This window comes from Blautia parvula (genome assembly GCF_020215665.1).
Classification (GTDB): domain Bacteria; phylum Bacillota; class Clostridia; order Lachnospirales; family Lachnospiraceae; genus Blautia; species Blautia celeris.
In genome coordinates this window covers 4,394,752-4,414,757 of the sequence record NZ_CP084061.1, presented here as the reverse complement: position 1 = coordinate 4,414,757, position 20,006 = coordinate 4,394,752, and the positions used below count along the sequence as shown (strand labels likewise).

At 47.1% G+C, this 20,006-nt stretch carries 17 protein-coding genes; 3 read left to right on the top strand and 14 right to left on the bottom strand.

Going from position 1 to position 20,006, the window contains the following annotated elements; genetic code table 11:
* The first annotated feature begins 268 nt into the window (after positions 1-268).
* Together LC508_RS20385 and LC508_RS20380 are read left to right on the top strand one after the other, a co-directional pair.
* Positions 269-2,011 carry a cache domain-containing sensor histidine kinase gene (locus LC508_RS20385; protein WP_103732287.1) on the top strand — a complete coding sequence of 581 codons (1,743 nt, stop codon included), beginning with the start codon at positions 269-271 and terminating at the stop codon, positions 2,009-2,011.
* Positions 2,012-2,031: 20 nt separating this feature from the next.
* Complete coding sequence (locus tag LC508_RS20380; RefSeq protein WP_033140666.1) at positions 2,032-3,549, top strand: response regulator; 1,518 nt, start codon at positions 2,032-2,034, stop codon at positions 3,547-3,549.
* Positions 3,550-3,624: 75 nt separating this feature from the next.
* On the opposite strand, the gene LC508_RS20375 is transcribed toward LC508_RS20380, so the two are convergent.
* The gene (locus LC508_RS20375) at positions 3,625-4,581 is read right to left on the bottom strand and encodes a 3'-5' exonuclease (protein ID WP_033140667.1); all 957 of its coding nucleotides are present in this window, start codon (positions 4,579-4,581) and stop codon (positions 3,625-3,627) included.
* Between the two features lie 287 nt (positions 4,582-4,868).
* Between LC508_RS20375 and LC508_RS20370 the strand changes: the two genes are divergently transcribed.
* Positions 4,869-6,200, top strand: a complete 1,332-nt coding sequence (locus LC508_RS20370) for a uracil-xanthine permease family protein (protein WP_103732288.1) — start codon at positions 4,869-4,871, stop codon at positions 6,198-6,200.
* A 151-nt stretch (positions 6,201-6,351) separates the two neighbouring features.
* Here LC508_RS20370 and LC508_RS20365 read toward each other — a convergent pair whose 3' ends face one another.
* The 13 genes from LC508_RS20365 to LC508_RS20305 form a co-directional block, all read right to left on the bottom strand.
* Positions 6,352-6,762: a HEPN domain-containing protein gene (locus tag LC508_RS20365; RefSeq protein WP_033140669.1), complete on the bottom strand. Its 411-nt coding sequence runs from the start codon at positions 6,760-6,762 to the stop codon at positions 6,352-6,354.
* On the bottom strand, positions 6,749-7,090 hold the full coding sequence (locus LC508_RS20360; RefSeq protein WP_103732289.1) for a nucleotidyltransferase domain-containing protein: 342 nt from the start codon (positions 7,088-7,090) through the stop codon (positions 6,749-6,751). Before LC508_RS20360 ends, LC508_RS20365 begins: the two co-directional genes overlap by 14 nt.
* Before the next feature lie 23 nt (positions 7,091-7,113).
* Entirely contained in the window at positions 7,114-8,985 is a 1,872-nt protein-coding gene (gene ftsH / locus LC508_RS20355) for an ATP-dependent zinc metalloprotease FtsH (protein ID WP_033140670.1), read from the bottom strand.
* 136 nt (positions 8,986-9,121) lie between these two features.
* A complete protein-coding gene (locus tag LC508_RS20350; protein ID WP_103732290.1) occupies positions 9,122-9,787 on the bottom strand; it encodes an MBL fold metallo-hydrolase in 666 nt (221 codons plus the stop codon).
* 15 nt (positions 9,788-9,802) lie between these two features.
* Positions 9,803-10,585, bottom strand: a complete 783-nt coding sequence (locus LC508_RS20345) for an RNA polymerase sigma factor RpoD (protein ID WP_118593833.1) — start codon at positions 10,583-10,585, stop codon at positions 9,803-9,805.
* 156 nt (positions 10,586-10,741) lie between these two features.
* Positions 10,742-12,208 carry an Asp-tRNA(Asn)/Glu-tRNA(Gln) amidotransferase subunit GatB gene (gene gatB / locus LC508_RS20340; RefSeq protein WP_033140673.1) on the bottom strand — a complete coding sequence of 489 codons (1,467 nt, stop codon included), beginning with the start codon at positions 12,206-12,208 and terminating at the stop codon, positions 10,742-10,744.
* Entirely contained in the window at positions 12,208-13,677 is a 1,470-nt protein-coding gene (gene gatA / locus LC508_RS20335; RefSeq protein WP_103732299.1) for an Asp-tRNA(Asn)/Glu-tRNA(Gln) amidotransferase subunit GatA, read from the bottom strand. Before gatA ends, gatB begins: the two co-directional genes overlap by 1 nt.
* A 13-nt stretch (positions 13,678-13,690) precedes the next feature.
* Positions 13,691-13,987, bottom strand: coding sequence for an Asp-tRNA(Asn)/Glu-tRNA(Gln) amidotransferase subunit GatC (gene gatC, locus LC508_RS20330; protein ID WP_103732298.1), 297 nt, complete (start codon positions 13,985-13,987; stop codon positions 13,691-13,693).
* A 17-nt stretch (positions 13,988-14,004) separates the two neighbouring features.
* Complete coding sequence (gene aspS, locus LC508_RS20325) at positions 14,005-15,336, bottom strand: aspartate--tRNA(Asn) ligase (protein ID WP_103732297.1); 1,332 nt, start codon at positions 15,334-15,336, stop codon at positions 14,005-14,007.
* Positions 15,337-15,420: 84 nt separating this feature from the next.
* Positions 15,421-16,635 (bottom strand): LL-diaminopimelate aminotransferase, encoded by a 1,215-nt coding sequence (locus LC508_RS20320; RefSeq protein ID WP_103732296.1) that lies wholly within the window; start codon positions 16,633-16,635, stop codon positions 15,421-15,423.
* Between the two features lie 47 nt (positions 16,636-16,682).
* On the bottom strand, positions 16,683-17,234 hold the full coding sequence (locus LC508_RS20315; protein WP_103732295.1) for an ANTAR domain-containing response regulator: 552 nt from the start codon (positions 17,232-17,234) through the stop codon (positions 16,683-16,685).
* Positions 17,235-17,252: 18 nt separating this feature from the next.
* Positions 17,253-18,584: a type I glutamate--ammonia ligase gene (gene glnA / locus LC508_RS20310; RefSeq protein WP_103732294.1), complete on the bottom strand. Its 1,332-nt coding sequence runs from the start codon at positions 18,582-18,584 to the stop codon at positions 17,253-17,255.
* A 206-nt stretch (positions 18,585-18,790) separates the two neighbouring features.
* Positions 18,791-19,990: a pilus assembly FimT family protein gene (locus LC508_RS20305; protein WP_103732293.1), complete on the bottom strand. Its 1,200-nt coding sequence runs from the start codon at positions 19,988-19,990 to the stop codon at positions 18,791-18,793.
* Positions 19,991-20,006 lie beyond the last annotated feature (16 nt).

Below are 20,006 nucleotides of genomic sequence, written 5' to 3'. Positions count from 1 at the left end.
CTCGTTTTTTACTCAGCTTCCTGATGTAAAAATTATATAAAATTTTCTGATTTTTCTGAATAGACTACAATTACCCGTTCCATCATTATTTTTTACTCTTTCTTGTCATCATATCTGCTATCATTACAGAAAATCTACTACTTTCTGCTAATCTATAATATTTTTTACCTATTCTTGTAAATTTTTGCTCATTTTACAGGAGCACGAAAATACCGGGGTGGTTTATGATATAATATTAAATAATAATCTTACAGAAAGAAGATGTTTTATGGCAATTCCACTGTTTATCAATAAGAAAAAAGGCACGTTGAGAATGTACATCACCCTGGTGATAACCGTCATACTGGCTGTTTCCCTGATCTTGAGCGGAATCTTCTTTTATAAAAAAACTGCCAATATACTGATTGAAAACCAGAAACAACAGGTCATGAAGGAGCTCTCCCAGGTCAACCAGAACATCACAGACCAGGTGAACAATCTGGACTATGTGAACGCGCTCTTTGTCTCCAACACCATTATAAGAGAAGCCATAGAGCCTTCCGTGGATGATTCCCGCAATAAGCTGGATATTGAAAAGCAGATGAGTTTCCTTCTGATCAATACTTATATGTGGGAACAGAACTATATTAACGGCGTCTGCATTTTTCAAAGCCCCTCCGAATATTACCTTGCCACATCCGGGCCGGGAACCGTAAATATCAAGGCAAATCAGGATATCCTGCAGTCCATCTCCACCTCAGACCCCAATCTGAACATAAAGATGGAGGACTCCACACCGTCCGTACTCTATTTTGTCAGAAATATTTTCAGTTCCTATACCGGTGAGTATGTGGCTACCATTATTATCAATGTAAATAAAAACACCCTGATCGATTTCTACAACGCAGGCATTGACCGGGAGTGGTTCATCTATCTGTACAATGATGAGATCAATCTGATCACCGACAGCCAGAGTCTGCCCTGCGCGGATGAGATCTCCGGGAAACTGGATTTTCTGAATAATGAAACGTATCTGGAAGAAATAGATGCCGGCGGACAGTCCTATCTGACTGCAGCGGAGAAGCTGCCCAATCTGGACATGACCTCCGTGGTCGCCGCGCCCAGGAATCAGGTGCTGGAAAAGCTCAATGACACACTCAGGACTTACATGCTGGTTCTGGCTGTCATTGTCACACTGGTGCTGTGTATTTCCATCATCATCAGCCGCGCAGTCACAAGACCCATTGACAATATGATCTATCAGATCAATAAGATCGCCGAGGGCAAAAAGGACCGCCTCCCGCCTCTGGAGATGTATTCGGAGTTCAACAACCTGGCGGATGCCTTCAACCATATGCTGGATAAACTGGACACTTACTATAAAGATAATCTGGAGAAGCAGCTCCTGCTGAAAAACGCAGAGATCAAAGCACTGCAGTCCCAGATGGACCCGCACTTTATGTTCAACACCCTGAACACTATAGCCTGGAAAGCCCAGATGACCAACAATCCTGAGATATACCAGATGGTCATCTCCCTGGGAGAACTGCTGAAGGCCAATGTGGTGTCCAAGGATTTCACCTATGTGAAACTGGAAGATGAACTGCGCTATGTGAAATTCTATACCTACCTGCAGAAAATGCGTTTTGAGGAAAAAATATCCGTGGAAATACAGGCAGACTCTTCCCTGCTGCACTACAAAGTCCCCTGCTTCTGTATCCAGCCCCTTGTTGAGAACTCCATTGTCCACGGCCTGGAGCCGAAAAAAGGCAAGGGAAAGCTGGTGGTCAATGTGATCAAACATAAGGACTGCATGGAAATCCTTGTGGCGGACAACGGAATCGGTTTTGAGACCATCCCCGACATCTGCGATATCCGTCCGTCTTCAGACGAATCACACACCCACATCGGGCTGCGCAACCTGGACAGGCGCCTGTATCTCCTTTTTGGGGAAATGGCTCATCTGAAGATAACAAGCACATTGAACGTATGCACCACAATTTCTTTTAAACTTCCATTAATAGTTGATTAGCTGTACGGAGGAAACACATTATGATATTTCACCTGATGATCGTGGATGACGAAACCACCATAAGAAAAGGACTGACCCAGGTGGTGAACTGGGAAGCCATTGACTGCATTATCCAGGACACCGCCAGTGACGGGCTGGAAGCCATTGAAAAACTGAAAGAGAATCCGGTAGATATTATTATAACGGATATCCGCATGCCGGAATCCGACGGCCTTGACCTGGCCAAATATGTGATGGAGCATTATCCGGAAATCAAGGTCATAATCCTGACCGGATATGCTGACTTCGAGTACGCCAAAACCGCCATCAAATACAACGTAAGCGATTTTCTGCTCAAGCCAATCTCCATAGAACAAGTCGTGGCCTCTGTACAGAGCGCGCAGAAGAAGATCATAGCCTCCAGGCAGAAAAACACGGCAAAGAAGTCTGATGTAGCCTTCATGATAGACCAGCTTCTCCAAGAGCTCACAGATGCCTCCTACTCCGACACACTGGCAGCCAGGCTGAAAGAATATAATATATCCCTGGAAAGCTATTATGTGGCTGCCTTTCAGTTCATACCTTATGCCGGAAATATATCCGCCCTGAAGGAGATTATAATCAAGCTTAAATCAAACAGTTACTGCTACCGATATAACAACCTGATCATTGCCATCTATTTTTACCCTGCCTGCACCGGCAGATGCCCTGCCGTTCCCCGGGAGCTGCTGCAGAACTGCCGTGACATCACAGCCATGGCGGATTCCTTCTATGAACAGAAACTGACCATCGGCATCAGCAGCCACCACACAAGCCCGGGGGAATATTCTGTGGCGGTCTTTGAATCCATCCGGGCGCTGACGCTGAACTTCTACTCCCAGGACAACATTGCCTTTTACCAGGAGCAGGGAACCGCTGAGGATTATACCCTCTCCGCCGGGGAGACACTGTCTGTCTATGAGTTGGAAAACGCCATCATCAGCCTGGATTTCGACGCGGCGGAACAGATTTTAAACAGTATTTTTATCAAACTGCAGAGTAATTTTGCCAAATCCAGTGATGTGAAGAATCTCTGTATCCACATTTATTACACCGGCACCCACATTCTGCTGGAAAAGGGCCTGGAAATGCCGGATAACAACCTGCTGCATTCCATTGAGAATTCATCCAATATCTTCGAGCTGGAAAGTATTGTGAAAAGCCTGCTCAAAATCCTGAGGGAAACACTCCTGGCCTCTGAAATAAGCTACAGCAAAACCGTAAAAGACTCCATTGCCTACATAACAGAAAATCTAAAGGAGCCTATCACCCTGGAGCAGCTTGCCGGACATGTGCATGTGAATCCCTCCTATCTGAGCCGGACCTTCAAGAAGGAGACCGGACATACCATAACGGATTTCATCAACCTGAAACGGATCGAGCGGGCAAAGGAACTTCTCTCGGACAGATCCATACTGACTTACGAGATTGCGGAACAGGTGGGATTCAATGACCCGGCTTACTTCTCCGCCATATTTAAAAAGTATGTGGGGATGACTCCTAAAGAATTCCGGGGATGAGGCCGGGCCCATCCTGCATAAAACCCCATCGGAAGGCTGTCGGATTCCGGCAGCTTTCCGATGGGGTTTTTCACTCTAATAATAATCCTGGTGTCTCTTTGCACGCCTTTTCTTTCTCAGCGCGTCCCTCTTCATCCTTACTTCCTCAGCTTCTTCCTCACTGATCTGCTTCACTGTCTTGACCACATAATACTTTCCCTCATCTGTCCTTTTCAGTCTTGCCTTACCCCGGAAATATCCGTGTTCCGGACAGTAGGCCAGGCACATGTGGGTCTTTGGATTAAGAGAAAACCAGCGTATTTTCTTTTTCGCGGTCTTTCCGCAGAAGAAGCAGCGGGTACTGACCACCTCCCGGTCCTTCATGGCATCCTCTTTTGTGGGAAATTCCCTGGAAATGTATTTGGAATAATCATCAAATACCGTATGGATCTCCTCACTCTTTGACTTGGGGTTCTGATAGCAGTCAATGGAGAAAAACTTTCTCACTGTGTCCATAGGCAGACGGGCGAAGATTTCAGCGGTGTAGACAGCGTCATTGAGCGCCCGGTGAAAATTTTCCCCTTTATCCAGTTTCATGTGATCAATGGCATATTCCAGGGAGCGGCTGGTCTTGTCACCCTCACAGGAGATTCCGAACAGCTTCTGCACATCGTAGTAGCGGAGCGGGCCTTCCAGCAGATAGGTCAGCCTGTAGTATTTCATATTGCGCTGCAGCTCCACCAGATCAGAGGGGCCCCAGGTGCAGAACATCACATCTTCCCCGCACCATTTCAGGAATCTGCGGATCGCCTTGGAGAACGGAACACCGTTTTCCAGTGTCTGCTTATCAATATGCAATATTTCTTTTGTGCGGTAGTGCAGCCTGTGGTACACAGAAGGCTTGACGATCTCATGGAACTGGTCTGTCATTTTCCTGTTCTCATCCAGCTTCACGGCTCCTATCTCAATAATCTCAAAGGGCAGCCTTTTATTCTCCCTGTCCTTACCATAGGGGCACTGATTCCATTCCAAATCAAATACAATATAGTTCATAATTAAGTCCTGCAGCTCTCTTTATATTCGTTCCCGGCAGCCCGTGGTTTTTCATCTTTTTTGATTTTACCATTATTCTCTGTAAGGTGCAACATGGCATTCTCATTCATGTTATACAAAAAAATTTAGATTATCAAAAAATTTTTGTAATTTTCATTGACTATATCCTGCTGATTTGCTAATATTATAGTAATCTAACATACCGTGTTTCATAAAATGTTTCCGGGGACAGCAGTTTGACCATGGGGCCAAGATGTTTCGGAAAATCAAATGGGGGTAATTACATAATGAAAGGAATGGAAATCGGTAAAGGAAGTATCTTTGAACTGGAAGGCATTCCCGCGTTTCGTCAGGTACTGCCGCTGGCGCTGCAGCATGTGGTCGCCATGATCGTCGGCTGTGTCACACCAGCCATCATTGTTTCAGGAGCCGTCAGCGGCGGAGGCATGTCTCAGGGAGACAAGGTGATCCTCATCCAGGCTGCTCTTTTTGTGTCCGCAATCTCCACCCTGCTCCAGCTTTTCCCGCTGGGCAGCAAGAGCGGATTCCACATCGGCTCCTCCCTGCCGGTCATCATGGGCGTCAGCTTTGCCTATGTGCCCAGTATGCAGGCCATTGCAGAGGGCTACGGCGTCGCCACCATACTGGGATCCCAGATCGTGGGCGGCTGTGTGGCCATCATAGTCGGACTGCTTGTAAGGAAGATCAGGGTGTTTTTCCCGCCTCTGATCACCGGGACCGTTGTGTTCACCATCGGCCTCTCCCTGTACCCTACAGCCATCAACTATATGGCGGGGGGCACCAGCAGCGAGACTTATGGTTCCTGGCAGAACTGGGCCGTGGCGATCTTTACGCTCGTCATTGTAACTGTATTGAACCATTTTGGAAAAGGAATCGTAAAACTGGCTTCCATCCTGATCGGAATGGTTGCAGGATACGTGGTCTCAGCCTTTTTCGGCATGGTAAGCTTCAGCAGCGTGGCCTCTGCCAGCGTATTCCAGCTTCCGCAGGTTATGCATTTCGGAATCAATTTCGAGGTGTCTTCCTGTGTTGCGATCGGCCTTCTTTTTGCCATCAACTCCGTGCAGGCGATCGGTGACTTCACGGCAACCACAGTGGGCGGTCTCGGAAGAGAACCCAGTGACAAGGAGCTGCAGGGCGGTATTGTGGGCTATGGTGTCATGAATATCATCGGTGCCGTATTCGGCGGCCTTCCCACAGCTACTTACAGCCAGAACGTAGGTATCGTGGCAACCACAAAGGTTGTAAACCGGTGCGTGCTGGGGCTGGCAGCCATTATCCTGGGCGTAGCCGGACTGATACCCAAATTCTCCGCGCTACTCACCACGATTCCCCAGTGCGTTCTCGGCGGCGCTACGGTATCTGTCTTCGCGTCCATTGCAATGACAGGTATGAAGCTGATCACCTCTGAGGATATGAACTACAGAAACACCTCCATCGTCGGCCTGGCGGCTGCCCTTGGAATGGGAATCTCACAGGCATCCGCAGCACTGGCTACGTTTCCGAGCTGGGTGACTATGATCTTCGGCAAAAGCCCGGTGGTACTGGCAACGCTGATCGCTATACTGCTGAATATCATACTGCCGAAAGAAGAATAAACGTAACTGCCCTTATGCACGGTCAGCGCAGTAAATGCGCAGACCTGGCCCAACAGTTACGAATCGACAATAAAAACCGGCCCTTGCCGTTATATCCACGGAAGCAGATATGCTGCTCCGGGTATAAACGGCGAAGGCCGGTTTCCTGCGTTTAGAATTTTTCTCTGACAAACTTTTCTATACAGTCAATCAGTTCCTCTGCAGTAAGAATCTGCTCTTCCGCTTCTTCTCTTGTTGCAATATAAAAATCGTCATAATCACTGGCGTGACGTATTTCTTCAGCTTCTGCTATTTTTCTGCCCAGGGTCTTTGGAAAAACTTCTGTTTTAATATAATTTTTGTTAAAATTTGCAAGCGCATCTTTATGCCTCTTGTAAACATTTCCATCTAGAGCATGAATAGCTGAGATCCCATGATAGATTCCATAATACGCTCTATTATTAGCGCCTCGAAATTCGCCCGCTTCAAGCAGAATCTTCGCAGAATTGATATCACTTTTTGCAGTTTCAATGCGATACAAGACCAAATCTTCTCTGGTCCCATTTCCGTTATGCTGCATCAAACAGCTTCACTCCTTCTCTTTCCACATTGGCATAAAAAGGATACACATTTAACCACTTTTTAAAATGATCCTCGTTCTTTGCCATAGGTTTAATATCCAAATCATAATCCATATTAAAGTCATACGTCATATCGGATAAATCATGTCTATAACTTTTAATCTCCATATCTGTCAAATCCAGCAGAATCATGATATCAATATCTGAATCCTCCGTATAATCTCCTCTCGCATAAGATCCATATAGAATAACAGACTTCAGGTGCTTGCCATATATCTTTGCAATCTCTTCTGTATATTGCTTCAGCCGTCTTTCCATTGCATCTAACATTTTACACCTCCTTGACAAAACATCTATTCCGCTGTTTCTATTGCCTGCGGTTCCTGATTCTCCTGAATCTGAGGCAGCGGGGTACTTAAGATTTTCATGAACTCTTCCCCTGTTATAGTCTCATTTTCAAAGAGGTATTTTGCCAGCTCATGGAGCTTGCCGATATTGTCTTTCAGGATCTTATATGCCTTTTCATGCTGTGTTCTGACCAGCTCTACCACCTTTTTATCAATCATGGTCTGGGTCTCGAAGGAGCAGGACAGGGAGGAATCACCGCCCAGGTACTGATTCGTCACATTTTCCATGGCAACCATATCGAACTCATCGCTCATACCGAACCTGGTGATCATGCCACGGGCCAGCTTTGTTGCCTGTTCTATATCATTGGATGCGCCGGTTGTGACAGAGTGGAAAATCAGTTCCTCTGCCGCGCGTCCTCCTGTGAAGGTAGCAATTTTATTCTCCAGTTCTTCCTTGGACATAAGGAAATGTTCCCCGTCCTCCACCTGCATGGTGTAGCCCAGTGCGCCGGATGTCCTTGGTATAATGGTAATCTTATGGACAGGTGCGGAATCCGTCTGCATGGCTGCAACCAGCGCATGCCCAATCTCGTGGTAGGATACAATAAGTTTCTCTTTCTCGGAGAGCACGCGGTTTTTCTTCTGGTAACCAGCAATGACTACCTCAATGCTCTCCTCCATATCTGCCTGCGTGGCAAATTTTCTTCTGTCGCGGACAGCCCGCAGTGCCGCTTCATTCACAATGTTCGCCAGCTCGGCTCCGGATGCCCCGGATGCAGCCTTGGCGATCTCGCGGAAATCCACATTGTCGGATATCTTGATCTTCTTTGCGTGTACTTTCAGTATCTCCTCACGTCCCTGTAAATCAGGAAGTTCTACCGGAATACGCCTGTCAAAACGTCCCGGACGAAGCAGCGCCGGGTCCAGGGAATCCGGACGGTTGGTTGCCGCCAGGATCACAACACCCTTTGATCCGTCGAAACCATCCATCTCCGTCAGAAGCTGATTCAGGGTCTGTTCCCGCTCGTCATTGCCGCTGATATTTCCGTCACGCTTCTTACCAATAGTATCAATCTCATCAATAAATACGATACACGGTGCTTTTTCATTTGCCTGCTTAAACAAGTCACGTACTTTTGCCGCGCCCATACCGACGAACATCTCCACGAACTCTGAACCGGAAATGGAGAAAAACGGTACGTTGGCCTCGCCGGCCACAGCCTTTGCCAGAAGTGTCTTACCGGTTCCCGGAGGGCCTACCAAAAGGGCTCCCTTTGGCATGGATGCACCGATTTCCCGGTACTGGTCGGGATTGTGCAGATAATCCACAATCTCTGTAAGCAGATCCTTTGCCTCATCCTCACCTGCTACATCGGTAAACCGGATGCCTGTGGAAGATTTCACATAGATCTTGGCATTACTCTTGCCAAAGCTCATGGCTCCGGCTCCGCCGCCCATACCACTCATCATTTTCTTGCTCAGCCAGTTGCCGATGAATAAGAAAATGGCGATCGGGATGATCCAGGAGAGAAGGAATGTCAGGATGGGAGATTGTTTTTTAGGAATCTCTTTGCCGAACTTCACTTTCGCATTGTCCAGACGCTCCACTTCCTGCTGGTCATTAATCCTTCCGGTCTTGTAAACCTGGGTTTTCTCACCGTTCTTTATCGTATAATAAATCGTATCATCATCAAGGCTTACCTCATCTATCCTGCTGCCTTTTAAGTCGCTCAGGAACTGGTCATACCTGACTTCCTTAATGCTTCTCTCCGCAATAGAAGGAACCAGCAGCGTGTTCAGAAGAATCAGAACAACTATGACGATAGCATAGTAAAACATGATTGGTTTTTTGGGTTTTTTGTCTTTTACTTCCATATATTTTTCCTCCGTGATCCCCTGCTCTTGTCAGGAAATCTCTGTTTTAAGTATGCCACTTTTCAGACAATTATTCAATGAAGAAGGTCTGTTTATTCTATTAAAAATATATGAATTGCCAAACCCGCTCCATATATCAGAAGTAAAACTCCGTCCATTTTCCTCTGTAGCTTCTGCAGGGCAGACTGGGATGGTCTTTTCCCTCCAAAGTTCCTTTTCTCAGTTCCATGGCATCTTCCAGACAGTAAGAGATATATTCCCGGGAAACAGGGCAGCCGTGATGGGATGGAAGAATCACTTCCGCCCAGTCTGCATACCCCAGCAGTTTTTTAAGGCTTTCTATATACAGATCCAGGTTTCTGTTTTCACCAAACATGAAAATAGGACCTGATTTCTGAACTGTATCACCGGGAAGGAGAAGCCTTTTGTCCCGGTCCAGCAATGCGATACTTCCGTAAGTGTGTCCCGGTATGTGAATGATCTCAAAATCATAATTGCCGGCAGTGATATGCTCACCTTCCTGCAGTTCATGAACAGATATATTCTGTGGAATCATATGCGCATCCCCGGCATGTACCCAGCATTCATGAAAATCCGACAGACCTCCGGCGTGGTCCATATCTCCGTGAGTGAGAACTGCTTTCAGCGGCAGGTTTGTCAGCTTTTCCGCTTCTTCCGCGGTCCGGGAGTCAGCAAAGCCCGTATCTATGAGCAGGGCTTCCTCCTCACCTGTAATTAGGAATTCCCGCACTCTGCCGTCATCCAGAATGTAAAAACCTTCTTCATACTTTGTGATATCCATATGGGCACCTCCGTGCTATTTATCCTCACCGGTCAGGCGCAGTACGGCCTGGATTTCCTCCACGTCCATGTCCAGGAACGCGGCCAGTTCGTCTACACTGTATTTGACATCATCGTCCTCCAGAAGCTCTTTTATTTTTGTCTCCAGGTCACGGACCTTTTCCACGAGAATGTCATCCCTCTGCTTCTGGTCTGTCTGCTCTTCCACCATAAGAAGCATTGCATTTCTGATCTCGCCGCACAAAAAGGTGTTATAATCTCCTGCTTCATGCAGCATTTCAATAGCTGTCAGAAGACCGATGTTCCCTTCGGCAATCATATCTCCAATGAAAATCTCCTCTTGCTTCAGCTCTCTGGCTGTTTTCACCACTTCTGTCATGTATAATTCGGCCAGGCGCTTTTTTGCTGACTCTTCCTGTTTCAGAGCCTTTTCAAAAAGGATTTCCCTTTCTCCCGGCTTTTCGGGAGGAATATCCTTCAGCGTGTTCTCGTATTCTTCCAGATACTCTGTTTCCTCCTGGGTGAGAGGTACTGCTTCGCTGTCTGCCGGGATACCGGCGGCTGTTGTGACGGGTGCTTCGCTGCCGGTTTGGCCGTCTGCCGCTGCGCTTCCCGGACCTCTTCCGTCTACCTGGATTCCCTGTATAGCCAGATATTCATACACTTTCTGCATCTGGCCTTCTGTCAGGCCGTTGCCTGCGAAAATCCCTTCCACTGTATCTGCATGTATTTTCTTTCCATTTTCCACTGCCAATCCCAGTGCTTCACTGAGCTTCGCCTGAAATTCCTTAATCTCCATATCTGCCTCCTTATTTTATCACCATCCAAAGACTCGAATCATTCTCTGAATAGATGCATCAACCAAACTGTTCCATTACAAATCCCCGGCAGACGAGCTCACTGCCGGGGATTGTCTTAAAAACAGTATAATTGATTAGAAAAAACTTGTAAAGTCTTATAGCGAAGGGCCGCGCTGCAGTTTTTCCATCAGCAGCCGGTTCACCGTCTGCGGTTCTGCTTTTCCTTTCATCTCCTTCATAACCTGGCCCACCAGAAAGCCGAGAACTTTTGTTTTTCCACTTTGGTACTCCTCCACGGTTTTCGGGTTTGACGCAAGGATCTTTTCCACGATACTCTCCAGTACTCCTGTATCCACAACAGTTTTCAGCCCATTTTCCTCAATATAAGAAACAGGCTCCACATCCTCATCAAAAATCCGCCCAAACACCTTTTTTGCGGTCTGATTATTCACTTCCCCTCTCTCGCAGACCACAATCAAATCTGCCAGATGTCCGGGTGTAAAATGCAGGTCTTCCGTCTCCATTCCCCTGTCTTTTAACAGTCTCAGAGTTTCACCGATAAACCAGTTGGCTGCCTTTTTCGGAGCACCGGCAACCTCCTTCTGCTGAAGCAGGCTGACTGTCTGTTCATACAAATCTGCCAAATGCCTTGACTGTGTCAAAAGAGAGGCGTCATAGGCTGAGAGGCCAAACTCTTTCTCATAGCGTTCTGCCTTTTCTTCCTGAAGCTCCGGCTGACGCTCTTTTATCCGTGCCAGCCACTCCCCACTGATCACTACCGGGGGCAGGTCAGGGTCCGGAAAATATCTGTAATCCTTTGCATCCTCTTTGGAACGCATGGCATAGGAAATTTCTTTATTGTCATCCCACCGCCTTGTCTCCTGCTGCACACATTTTCCCTCTTCCAAAAGTTCAATCTGCCGTTCCCGTTCCCCTTCAATCGCCCTGGCGATAGCTTTGAAGGAATTTAAATTCTTCATCTCCGTCCTGGTTCCCAGTTTTCCGCTTCCTGCCTCCATGACAGACAGATTCACATCCGCACGCATGGAGCCTTCCTGCAGCTTGCAGTCTGAAACGCCCAGGTACTGACAGATCAAACGCAGCTTTTCCAGATAGGCAATAACCTCCTCCGCATTTCTCATGTCCGGTTCGGATACGATCTCAACCAGAGGAACACCGCTTCTGTTGTAGTCCACAAGGGAACAGTCTTCCCACTCATCATGAATCAGCTTACCGGCATCTTCCTCCATATGCATCTCATGAATCCTGATCTTCTTTTTCCCTGATGCAGTCCTGATTTCCAGAAATCCGTCATGGCAGATGGGAAGATAGAGCTGGGAAATCTGGTAGTTCTGGGGATTGTCAGGATAGAAATAATTCTTTCTGTCAAATTTACAGGTTTGGTTTATCCGGCAGTTGGCAGCCATTCCAAGGGCCAGTGCATAATCAACCACCTGTCTGTTCAGAACCGGGAGAGAGCCGGGCATTCCGGTACATACGGGGCAGGTATGGGTGTTGGGTGCTCCTCCGAATTTTGCGGAACAGCCGCAGAATATTTTTGTGGCTGTGGCAAGCTCCACGTGAACCTCCAGGCCAATGACTGTTTCATATCGCTTAGCCATTATTTTACCCCCTTTCCGTATGCTTTCGGGAACTCTCCCCTGATTTTCTCATAAGCATATGCTGCCTGTATGATCTTCTTTTCCTGAAAACAATCCCCGATAAACTGCAGTCCCACAGGCATACCGCTGCTGTCCAGGCCGCAGGGAACACTTATGGCAGGGAGGCCTGCAAGATTGACACCTGCAGTATAGACATCACTCAGGTACATTTTCAGCGGATCAGCAAGGCTGCTTCCCACAGCGGGTGCCGTGGATGGAGCTGCAGGAGCGATCAGCATATCGTATTTTAAAAATGCATCGTCAAATGCTTTCTTTATCATGGCTTTTACCTTCAGCGCCTTCAGATAATACGCATCGTAATATCCTGAGCTCAGTACAAAAGAGCCAAGCAGTATCCGGCGCCTGACTTCCTCCCCGAATCCTTCCGCCCTTGTTTTTTTGTACATATCGTGAAGCCCTTCAAACTCCTCTGCCCTGTAACCGTATTTCACGCCGTCAAAACGGGCCAGGTTAGAACTGGCCTCCGCAGAGGCAATAATATAATAGGCCGGAATCACATAATCTACCAGTCCCAGGGTGAAGAATTCCACTACAGCGCCATTTTTTGTCATTAACTGCACTGCGTCCGCCAGTGATCTTTTCACGTCCTCGTCAAGTCCCTCTGACAGATACTCTTTGGGGATACCGATTTTCACACCATGCAGGTCCTGCCTCAAATACCGGGTAAACTGCAGGTCCTTGCGCAGCACAGACGTGCTGTCCTTAGCGTCATATCCCGCAGACGCTTCCAGCAGTGCCGCGCAGTCAGAGACATCTTTTCCCACAGGACCTATCTGGTCCAGGGACGAGGCATAAGCTATAAGTCCGTATCTGGATACGGTACCGTATGTGGGCTTCATGCCGACCACGCCGCAGTAGGAGGCAGGCTGCCGGATGGAGCCTCCCGTATCGCTTCCCAATGCTGCAAACACTTCATCTGCCGCCACTGCCGCACAGGAACCTCCTGAGGAGCCCCCCGGTACTTTTTCGGTATCCCAGGGGTTTCTGGTAATACCGTATGCAGATGTCTCAGAGGTACTTCCCATGGCAAATTCGTCCATATTGGTTTTACCCATAACAATCATTCCTGCACTTTCTATTCTGCGGACAGCCTCCGCATCGTACGAAGGAATAAAATTTTCCAGAATTCTGGAAGCACAGGTAGTTTTTCTGTTTCTGGTGCAGATATTATCTTTCACCGCAATGGGAACACCAGCCAGAGGGCCTGTGTATTTCCCTGCTTTTATGCCGTTTTCCACCTCTTTTACCCTGTCATATATTTTCTTCTCATCTGTCTCCAGAAAAGCGTGGAGCGTACTGTCCTTTTTTTCAATCTCATCCAGGCAGGCTTTTACCGCTTCCCGGACGCCTACCTGACGGCTTTTTATGGCACAGCCAAGGGTAAGAGCTGTCATTTCTCTGATTTCCATTTGTCTATCCTCCTTACTGCACAGTTTTGGGGACCTGATACTGGCCGTCTTTGCTTTTGGGCGCGTTGGCGAGCATAGCGTCCCGGCTGTTACCGTTTGTCACAACGTCTTCCCGGAACACATTTTCCACAGGAAACGTATGGGCAAGAGGTTCCGTTTCTTCCGTATTCAGCTCGTTTAATTTATCTATATAATCCAGCATTTCCTGCATTTTTTCTCTGGCCTTTTCCCGTTCTTCGCAGGTTAGGGCCAGCTTTGCAAGAATCTCTATATTTTCCATGATTGTGTCATCTATAATCTGTTTTGCCATAATTTTTCTCCTTCTCTCTACGGTTCCAGGCGGTTCATATCTCTCGGAAACAGGCAGGCCTCTCTTACATTATCTTCGCCTAAAAGCTGCATAGTGAGCCTTTCCAGACCGATGCCCAGGCCTCCGTGGGGCGGCATGCCGTACTTGAATGTATCCAGATACTGCTCCATTCCCTCCTGGCTCATCCCCCTTTTCTCCATTTTTTCTGTGAGCATATGGAAATCATGAATCCTCTGTCCGCCTGTTGTCACTTCCAGTCCTCTGAACAGAAGGTCAAAGCTAAGGGTAAAACGTTCATCCTCCGGGTCATCCATGGCATAAAACGGTCTTTTTTTCGATGGGTAATGCGTAACAAATACAAAATCCGCACCGTATTCCTCCTGAAAATACTGTCCGATCAGCGCTTCCTCCTCTGGCTCCAGGTCAAAAGGATTCTTAATCTTCCTTCCGTATTTTTCTGCTGCCAGCTCCTTTGCCCGGGAAAAACGAACGAAAGGAATCTTCCTTGTCTCCGGCAGATTCACCCCCAGAATCTTCAATTCTTCCGCATACTCCCTTTTCAGCAATTCCATTGTGTACTGCAGAAATCCGGTCTCCATGGCACAGATATCCATAAAATCATCAATATACCCCATCTCAAAATCCAGGCTGGTATATTCGTTCAAATGCCGCCTTGTATTGTGTTTCTCCGCGCGGAACACCGGGCCGGTTTCAAATACCCGATCAAAAACCCCCACCATCATCTGTTTATAAAACTGCGGACTCTGTTCCAGAACTGCAGGTTTATGGAAATAACTGAGTTTAAACAGGTTGGAGCCGCCCTCTGCCCCCTTGGCTCCGATTTTCGGTGTGTGTACTTCTGTAAATCCCCGAGTATATAAAAATTCACGGAATCCCCTGCACACGCCCTCCTGGATCTTAAAACGGGCACGCTCTTTTATATTCCGCAGTGATATGGGACGCAGGTTCAGTTTTGTCTCCAGGGAGGTATTCAGCTTCCACTTGTCTATGGCAAGGGGAAGGGGCGCTGCAGGTGATGAAAGTATTCGGACTGCACACAGGCGGAGTTCCTTCTGATGAGGCGCACGCGCTTCTCTGCGTATTGTGCCTGCGGCCCGGATACAGTCTCCTTCTTTTAAATCCGAAATTGATATATTTGTCTTTCCCTCCTCCCAGACGGTCTGCAGCAGGCCTTCTCTTTTTCTCAGTATTACAAACGCGATCTCACCCATTTTCCGAATGCTGTGCACGGTTCCCTCCACCAGGATTTCACCGTCTGTCTCCTGCTTTTTCAGCAGTTCCGTAAGCTCCAGGGTATCCTTTTCTCTGATGCCTTCCACAAATTCCATATCACATCTCTCCTTTTTCCAGAAATAAAAAAGTCCCGGGGATATCCAGAAAAATCCAGATACCTCGGGACAGGATATTCTTGATCACATCTTTGTGATCCGTTCAATCGCTTTCACTGTATTTTCATAGGTTCCGAAGGCTGATAATCTGAAGTAGCCTTCTCCATGTGCGCCAAAACCACTGCCGGGTGTTCCAACCACGTTTGCTTTACGGAGAAGTTCATCAAAGAACTCCCAGGAGCTTAACCTGCCCGGTGTCTTCAGCCACACATACGGGGCATTGATGCCGCCGGATACAGAGTATCCTGCATTTTTCAGGCCCTCGTAGATCACCTTCGCATTTTTCATATAATAATCCACCTGGGACCTGAGCTGCTCTTTTCCCTCCGGTGAATAGACGGCCTCCCCTGCGCGCTGCACAATATAGGGAGCGCCGTTGTATTTTGTTCCGTGTCTTCTGGACCAGAGGTCATGCAGGGACACACTGCCGCATTTTAAGTCTTTGGGCACTACTGTGTATCCGAGTCGGACACCGGTAAACCCGGCATTTTTTGAAAAACTGTGAAGTTCAATGGCACAATGCCTCGCACCTTTACATTCGTACACACTGTGCGGCACGTCTTTTTCTGTTATATATGCTTCATATGCCGCATCGTAAATGATCACTGCGCCGACGCGGTTTGCGTAATCTACCCATTCCTGAAGTTCAGCTCTTGTAATACCTGCGCCTGTGGGATTATTGGGAAAACACAGATAAATAATATCTGGTGTCTCTTTCGGAAGCTCCGGAACGAAGTTATTCTCTTCCACACAGGGCATATAGATCATGCCGTCATAATTCTGCGCGTTTGGATTATAATTTCCTGTTCTGCCTGCCATCACATTGGTGTCCACGTATACCGGATACACAGGGTCGCACACAGCAATCTTATTGTCCAGACCGAAAATCTCCTGGATATTTCCGGAGTCACACTTTGCGCCGTCGGATACAAATATCTCATCCGCTTCAATATCGCAGCCCCGGTTTCGGTAGTCATTGTCAGCTATGGCATTTCTCAGAAAATCATATCCTTTGTCCGGCGCATAGCCATGGAAGGTCTCCGCATTTGCCATATCATCCACTGCGCTGTGAAGAGCCCGGATAATTGCCGGCGCCAGGGGCTGTGTCACATCACCGATTCCCAGTCGGATAATGTCCGCATTTGGATTTTTCTGCTGATAGTCAGCTACCTTTTTCGCTATGTTGGAAAACAGATAGCTTCCCTGAAGCTTCAAATAATTATCATTGATCGTAAACATATCACATTTCTCCTTTATACTTAACTGTTCAGGCTGCCGAACAGTTACTATACTTCATCATAGATAAGTGTCAGTATCATCTGTGCTGTCTCCACCATGCTGGTGGCGCTGTCCATGCTGCATTTCTGTATATAACGGTACGCTTCCTCCTCTGTGAGATGGTTTCTGTCCATCAGAAGGAGTTTTGCGTTGGTAATATAGTTCTGGTCCCGCTGGCTGCGGGCTTTGGGCTTCTTCTTTTCCCTTTTCAGCCTTCGCTCAAGCTGGTAAAGCAGCATTTCTACAGTATTTACCAGCTCGTAAATGCGAATCGGCATGGTGACTGCCATGATTCCTGACTCAGCGGAACTTACCACATTTGCAGAGCCTATGAGCAGCATTTCAAAAAACCTGGGCAGGGAGCCAGCCAGTTCCCGATAATACATATCCGGCAGTTTATAACCACTGATGACCAGCCCTGCCGGGTACTTATTTATTTCCATCAAAGCCTGAGCGGCAGTTGTACATGCTACGGTATTTTCAAATCCATGCTCCATGAGGATTTTCCGTATTTTCTTTGCATCTTCCGATTTTGGCAAAACAATAATGATGATGCTCATGCACTGCCTCCTGTTCCTCTATACACGGTACAGATACTGTTCGATCTCCCATTCAGAAACCTGTTCCATGTAGCTCTTCCACTCCTTCTTCTTCGCCTTCACATAACACTTTGTAAAAGTTTCACCAAGTACGGCTCTCATGAGCGGGTCCTTGTTAAATTCCTCCAGCGCCTCACTCAGGTTTTCCGGCAGGGTATCAATGCCTGCATTTTCCTTCTCCTCCCTGGAGAGTTTACGGATATTTTCTTTCAGTTCTTTTGGCGCCTGCAGATTCTTTTCCATTCCCTCCAGCCCCGCTGCCAGACACAGCGCGAATACCAGGTAAGGGTTGGAGGCAGAATCGGGGCTTCTCAATTCCAGCCTTGCCCCCTCTTCCCGCTGGGTCTGAACCCTCACCAGCGCAGTACGCTGCCTGGACGACCAGGTAATGTCTGAAGGCGCCTCAAATCCCGGTGCCAGTCTTTTATAGGAATTCACAAGAGGGTTGCAGAGGGCTGTCATACCTTTGATATGTGCAAAGATTCCTGCCAGGAAAGAATACCCCTCCCTGCTCAGTCCAAGCTCATCTTCCGGGTCTGAGAAAATATTTCTTCCGTCTTTCATAAGATACATGTTTACATGCATGCCGGAGCCATTGGCGCCTGCTTTCGGTTTCGGCATGAAAGTGGCATGGAGGCCGTGGCGTTTGGCTATGGTTCTCACAGCCACCTTAAAGGTCATTACTTTATCAGCTGTCTCCGATGCGTCGGAGAACTGGAAGTCAATCTCATGCTGTCCGGGGGATATTTCGTGATGGGAGGATTCGATTTCATATCCCATCTCCTCAAGGGTCAGCACCATATCACGTCTGGCATTCTCACCCAGATCCACGGGACTTAAATCCATGTATCCGGCCTTTTCATGTGTTGTGGTTGTGGGCATGCCGTTGTCATCTGTGTGAAAAAGGAAAAACTCACATTCCGGGTTTACCATCAGAGAATAGCCCATATCTGCAGCTTTGGCCGCAACGCGGCTGAGAATGAAACGCGGGCTTTCTTTATAGGGTGTACCGTCTTCCTGATAAATATCACATATGAAACGGGCAACTTTTCCCTGCTGCGGCCGCCACGGCAGGATCGTAAACGTGGATAGATCGGGATGCAGATACATGTCTGCCTCCTCATTCCGGATAAAGCCGCCGATGGAAGACGCGTCAATGACGCAGCGGTTATCCATGGCCTTTTCCAGCTTGCTGGATGGGATTGCAATGTTTTTCAATGTTCCGAACATGTCGGTGAACTGCAGGCGAATGAACTCCACGTCCTCTTCCTCCGCCATGCGCAGGATTGCTTCCCTGGTGTAATTTTGCATTGTGGTATCTCCTCTCTTGATAGGATGATAAGGTGAAACCCGGGGGCCGGCGCCTGGTAGAAGGCGGGGGCGGGTGGTTGTGTAATTTTGGGTACGAAAAAAGGGCGTGTTTATCCAGAGTACCCTCCGAATAAGAACGCCCTTGTTCTTTTATTTATGGTTGGTATTATAGCAAGGGTTGTTGGGGTTGTCAATATGGGAAACTATTATTTATTACCTATTTTCACAAAATCAGTGATATCCGCCCAAGCCCCCACATTTGTAACCGGATCTTTTGTTGGACCCTGATTGTAGCATAAATAATACCGTTTATTATAAAAATAAATGTCTCCCAGACCTGGTGTTACTCTATTATCCCAATTATCAGTAGTATAGATCTCAGCATTCTTCTTCACATACAAACATTTATCTTTTCCATACCGCGTTATAAATTTCTCTAAACTATCGGGCATATCATAAGCATCTATTTTTACTGGCTCAGGAATAATATAGTATTCTCCTCCGGTTTTAAATATACCTGCCGGCAGCGTAAAACCATTTTTATCATTATTCAAAAATTCTTTATAATAATCTTCGTACTTCTTTTTCCCTGCCTTTATGCGTAAAACATCCTCACCTTTTTTCTTCAGATAAATGGTTCCGCTTCCATCTTCGTAATCCTCGTCGTCGTCTTTTCCATCATCTTTTCCGTCGTCTTTTCCATCATCCTTTCCATCATCACCACCACCAGACGGTGGTTCTTCCGACTCACTTCCGCTGTCCAGATTATAGCACTCTACATACCTGACAGTAGAATAATCCCCGTATTTCCCGGAAATCGTCAGCTCTACTTTCATAATATTTTCAGGGTATTCACTCCTGTCTGCCCATGAAAAAGATAAATCTTTTATACTGTATCCCATATACATTTTCTGGTCAAATTCCCAGTCAACTTCCTCATATGCACGTACCGGGTAATAGTAAATAACAAGTTTTTTTTCTTCCGGAGACTCATCCTTAAACGCCTTTGTTTTAATGGTCACATGGCTGTTTCCCTGGTTATAGAAATCAACCATGGTCCCCTTTTCACCCTCTGCTACAGATAAGTATGAGGAGTCTTCATTCTTACTCTCTTTTTCTGTATATTCACCATTTGAAATAATAACATTTGTTTCTTTTTTATTTACTGTAGCCTGTGCACCTGAAATCTGGCCTGTTATTTTATCCATCAGGGTGTCCGATACCTGACGGCCCATATTAATCCCCTGAATATGATAATATACATTCATAGCAGATGAGATAGCTTGGCTGGTAAGAATGACAAACAGACTAATAAGTGCAAACGTAACTATAAGTTCAATTAACGTGACACCCTGTCTGCTGTTAAGTATTTTTCTGTACTCTTTTTTGTCCTTATTACATTTCATATTACCAGAACCCCTC

Excerpts from the sequence above, each read along its gene's own strand:
- LC508_RS20385 (WP_103732287.1), top strand. The coding sequence starts at position 269 with ATGGCAATTCCACTGTTTATCAATAAGAAAAAAGGCACGTTGAGAATG.
- LC508_RS20380 (WP_033140666.1), top strand. The coding sequence starts at position 2,032 with ATGATATTTCACCTGATGATCGTGGATGACGAAACCACCATAAGAAAA.
- LC508_RS20375 (WP_033140667.1), bottom strand. The coding sequence starts at position 4,581 with ATGAACTATATTGTATTTGATTTGGAATGGAATCAGTGCCCCTATGGT.
- LC508_RS20370 (WP_103732288.1), top strand. The coding sequence starts at position 4,869 with ATGAAAGGAATGGAAATCGGTAAAGGAAGTATCTTTGAACTGGAAGGC.
- LC508_RS20360 (WP_103732289.1), bottom strand. The coding sequence starts at position 7,090 with ATGTTAGATGCAATGGAAAGACGGCTGAAGCAATATACAGAAGAGATT.
- ftsH (WP_033140670.1), bottom strand. The coding sequence starts at position 8,985 with ATGGAAGTAAAAGACAAAAAACCCAAAAAACCAATCATGTTTTACTAT.
- LC508_RS20350 (WP_103732290.1), bottom strand. The coding sequence starts at position 9,787 with ATGGATATCACAAAGTATGAAGAAGGTTTTTACATTCTGGATGACGGC.
- LC508_RS20345 (WP_118593833.1), bottom strand. The coding sequence starts at position 10,585 with ATGGAGATTAAGGAATTTCAGGCGAAGCTCAGTGAAGCACTGGGATTG.
- gatB (WP_033140673.1), bottom strand. The coding sequence starts at position 12,208 with ATGGCTAAGCGATATGAAACAGTCATTGGCCTGGAGGTTCACGTGGAG.
- gatA (WP_103732299.1), bottom strand. The coding sequence starts at position 13,677 with ATGGAAATCAGAGAAATGACAGCTCTTACCCTTGGCTGTGCCATAAAA.
- gatC (WP_103732298.1), bottom strand. The coding sequence starts at position 13,987 with ATGGCAAAACAGATTATAGATGACACAATCATGGAAAATATAGAGATT.
- aspS (WP_103732297.1), bottom strand. The coding sequence starts at position 15,336 with ATGGAATTTGTGGAAGGCATCAGAGAAAAGGATACCCTGGAGCTTACG.
- LC508_RS20320 (WP_103732296.1), bottom strand. The coding sequence starts at position 16,635 with ATGTTTACGATCAATGATAATTATTTGAAGCTTCAGGGAAGCTATCTG.
- LC508_RS20315 (WP_103732295.1), bottom strand. The coding sequence starts at position 17,234 with ATGAGCATCATCATTATTGTTTTGCCAAAATCGGAAGATGCAAAGAAA.
- glnA (WP_103732294.1), bottom strand. The coding sequence starts at position 18,584 with ATGCAAAATTACACCAGGGAAGCAATCCTGCGCATGGCGGAGGAAGAG.
- LC508_RS20305 (WP_103732293.1), bottom strand. The coding sequence starts at position 19,990 with ATGAAATGTAATAAGGACAAAAAAGAGTACAGAAAAATACTTAACAGC.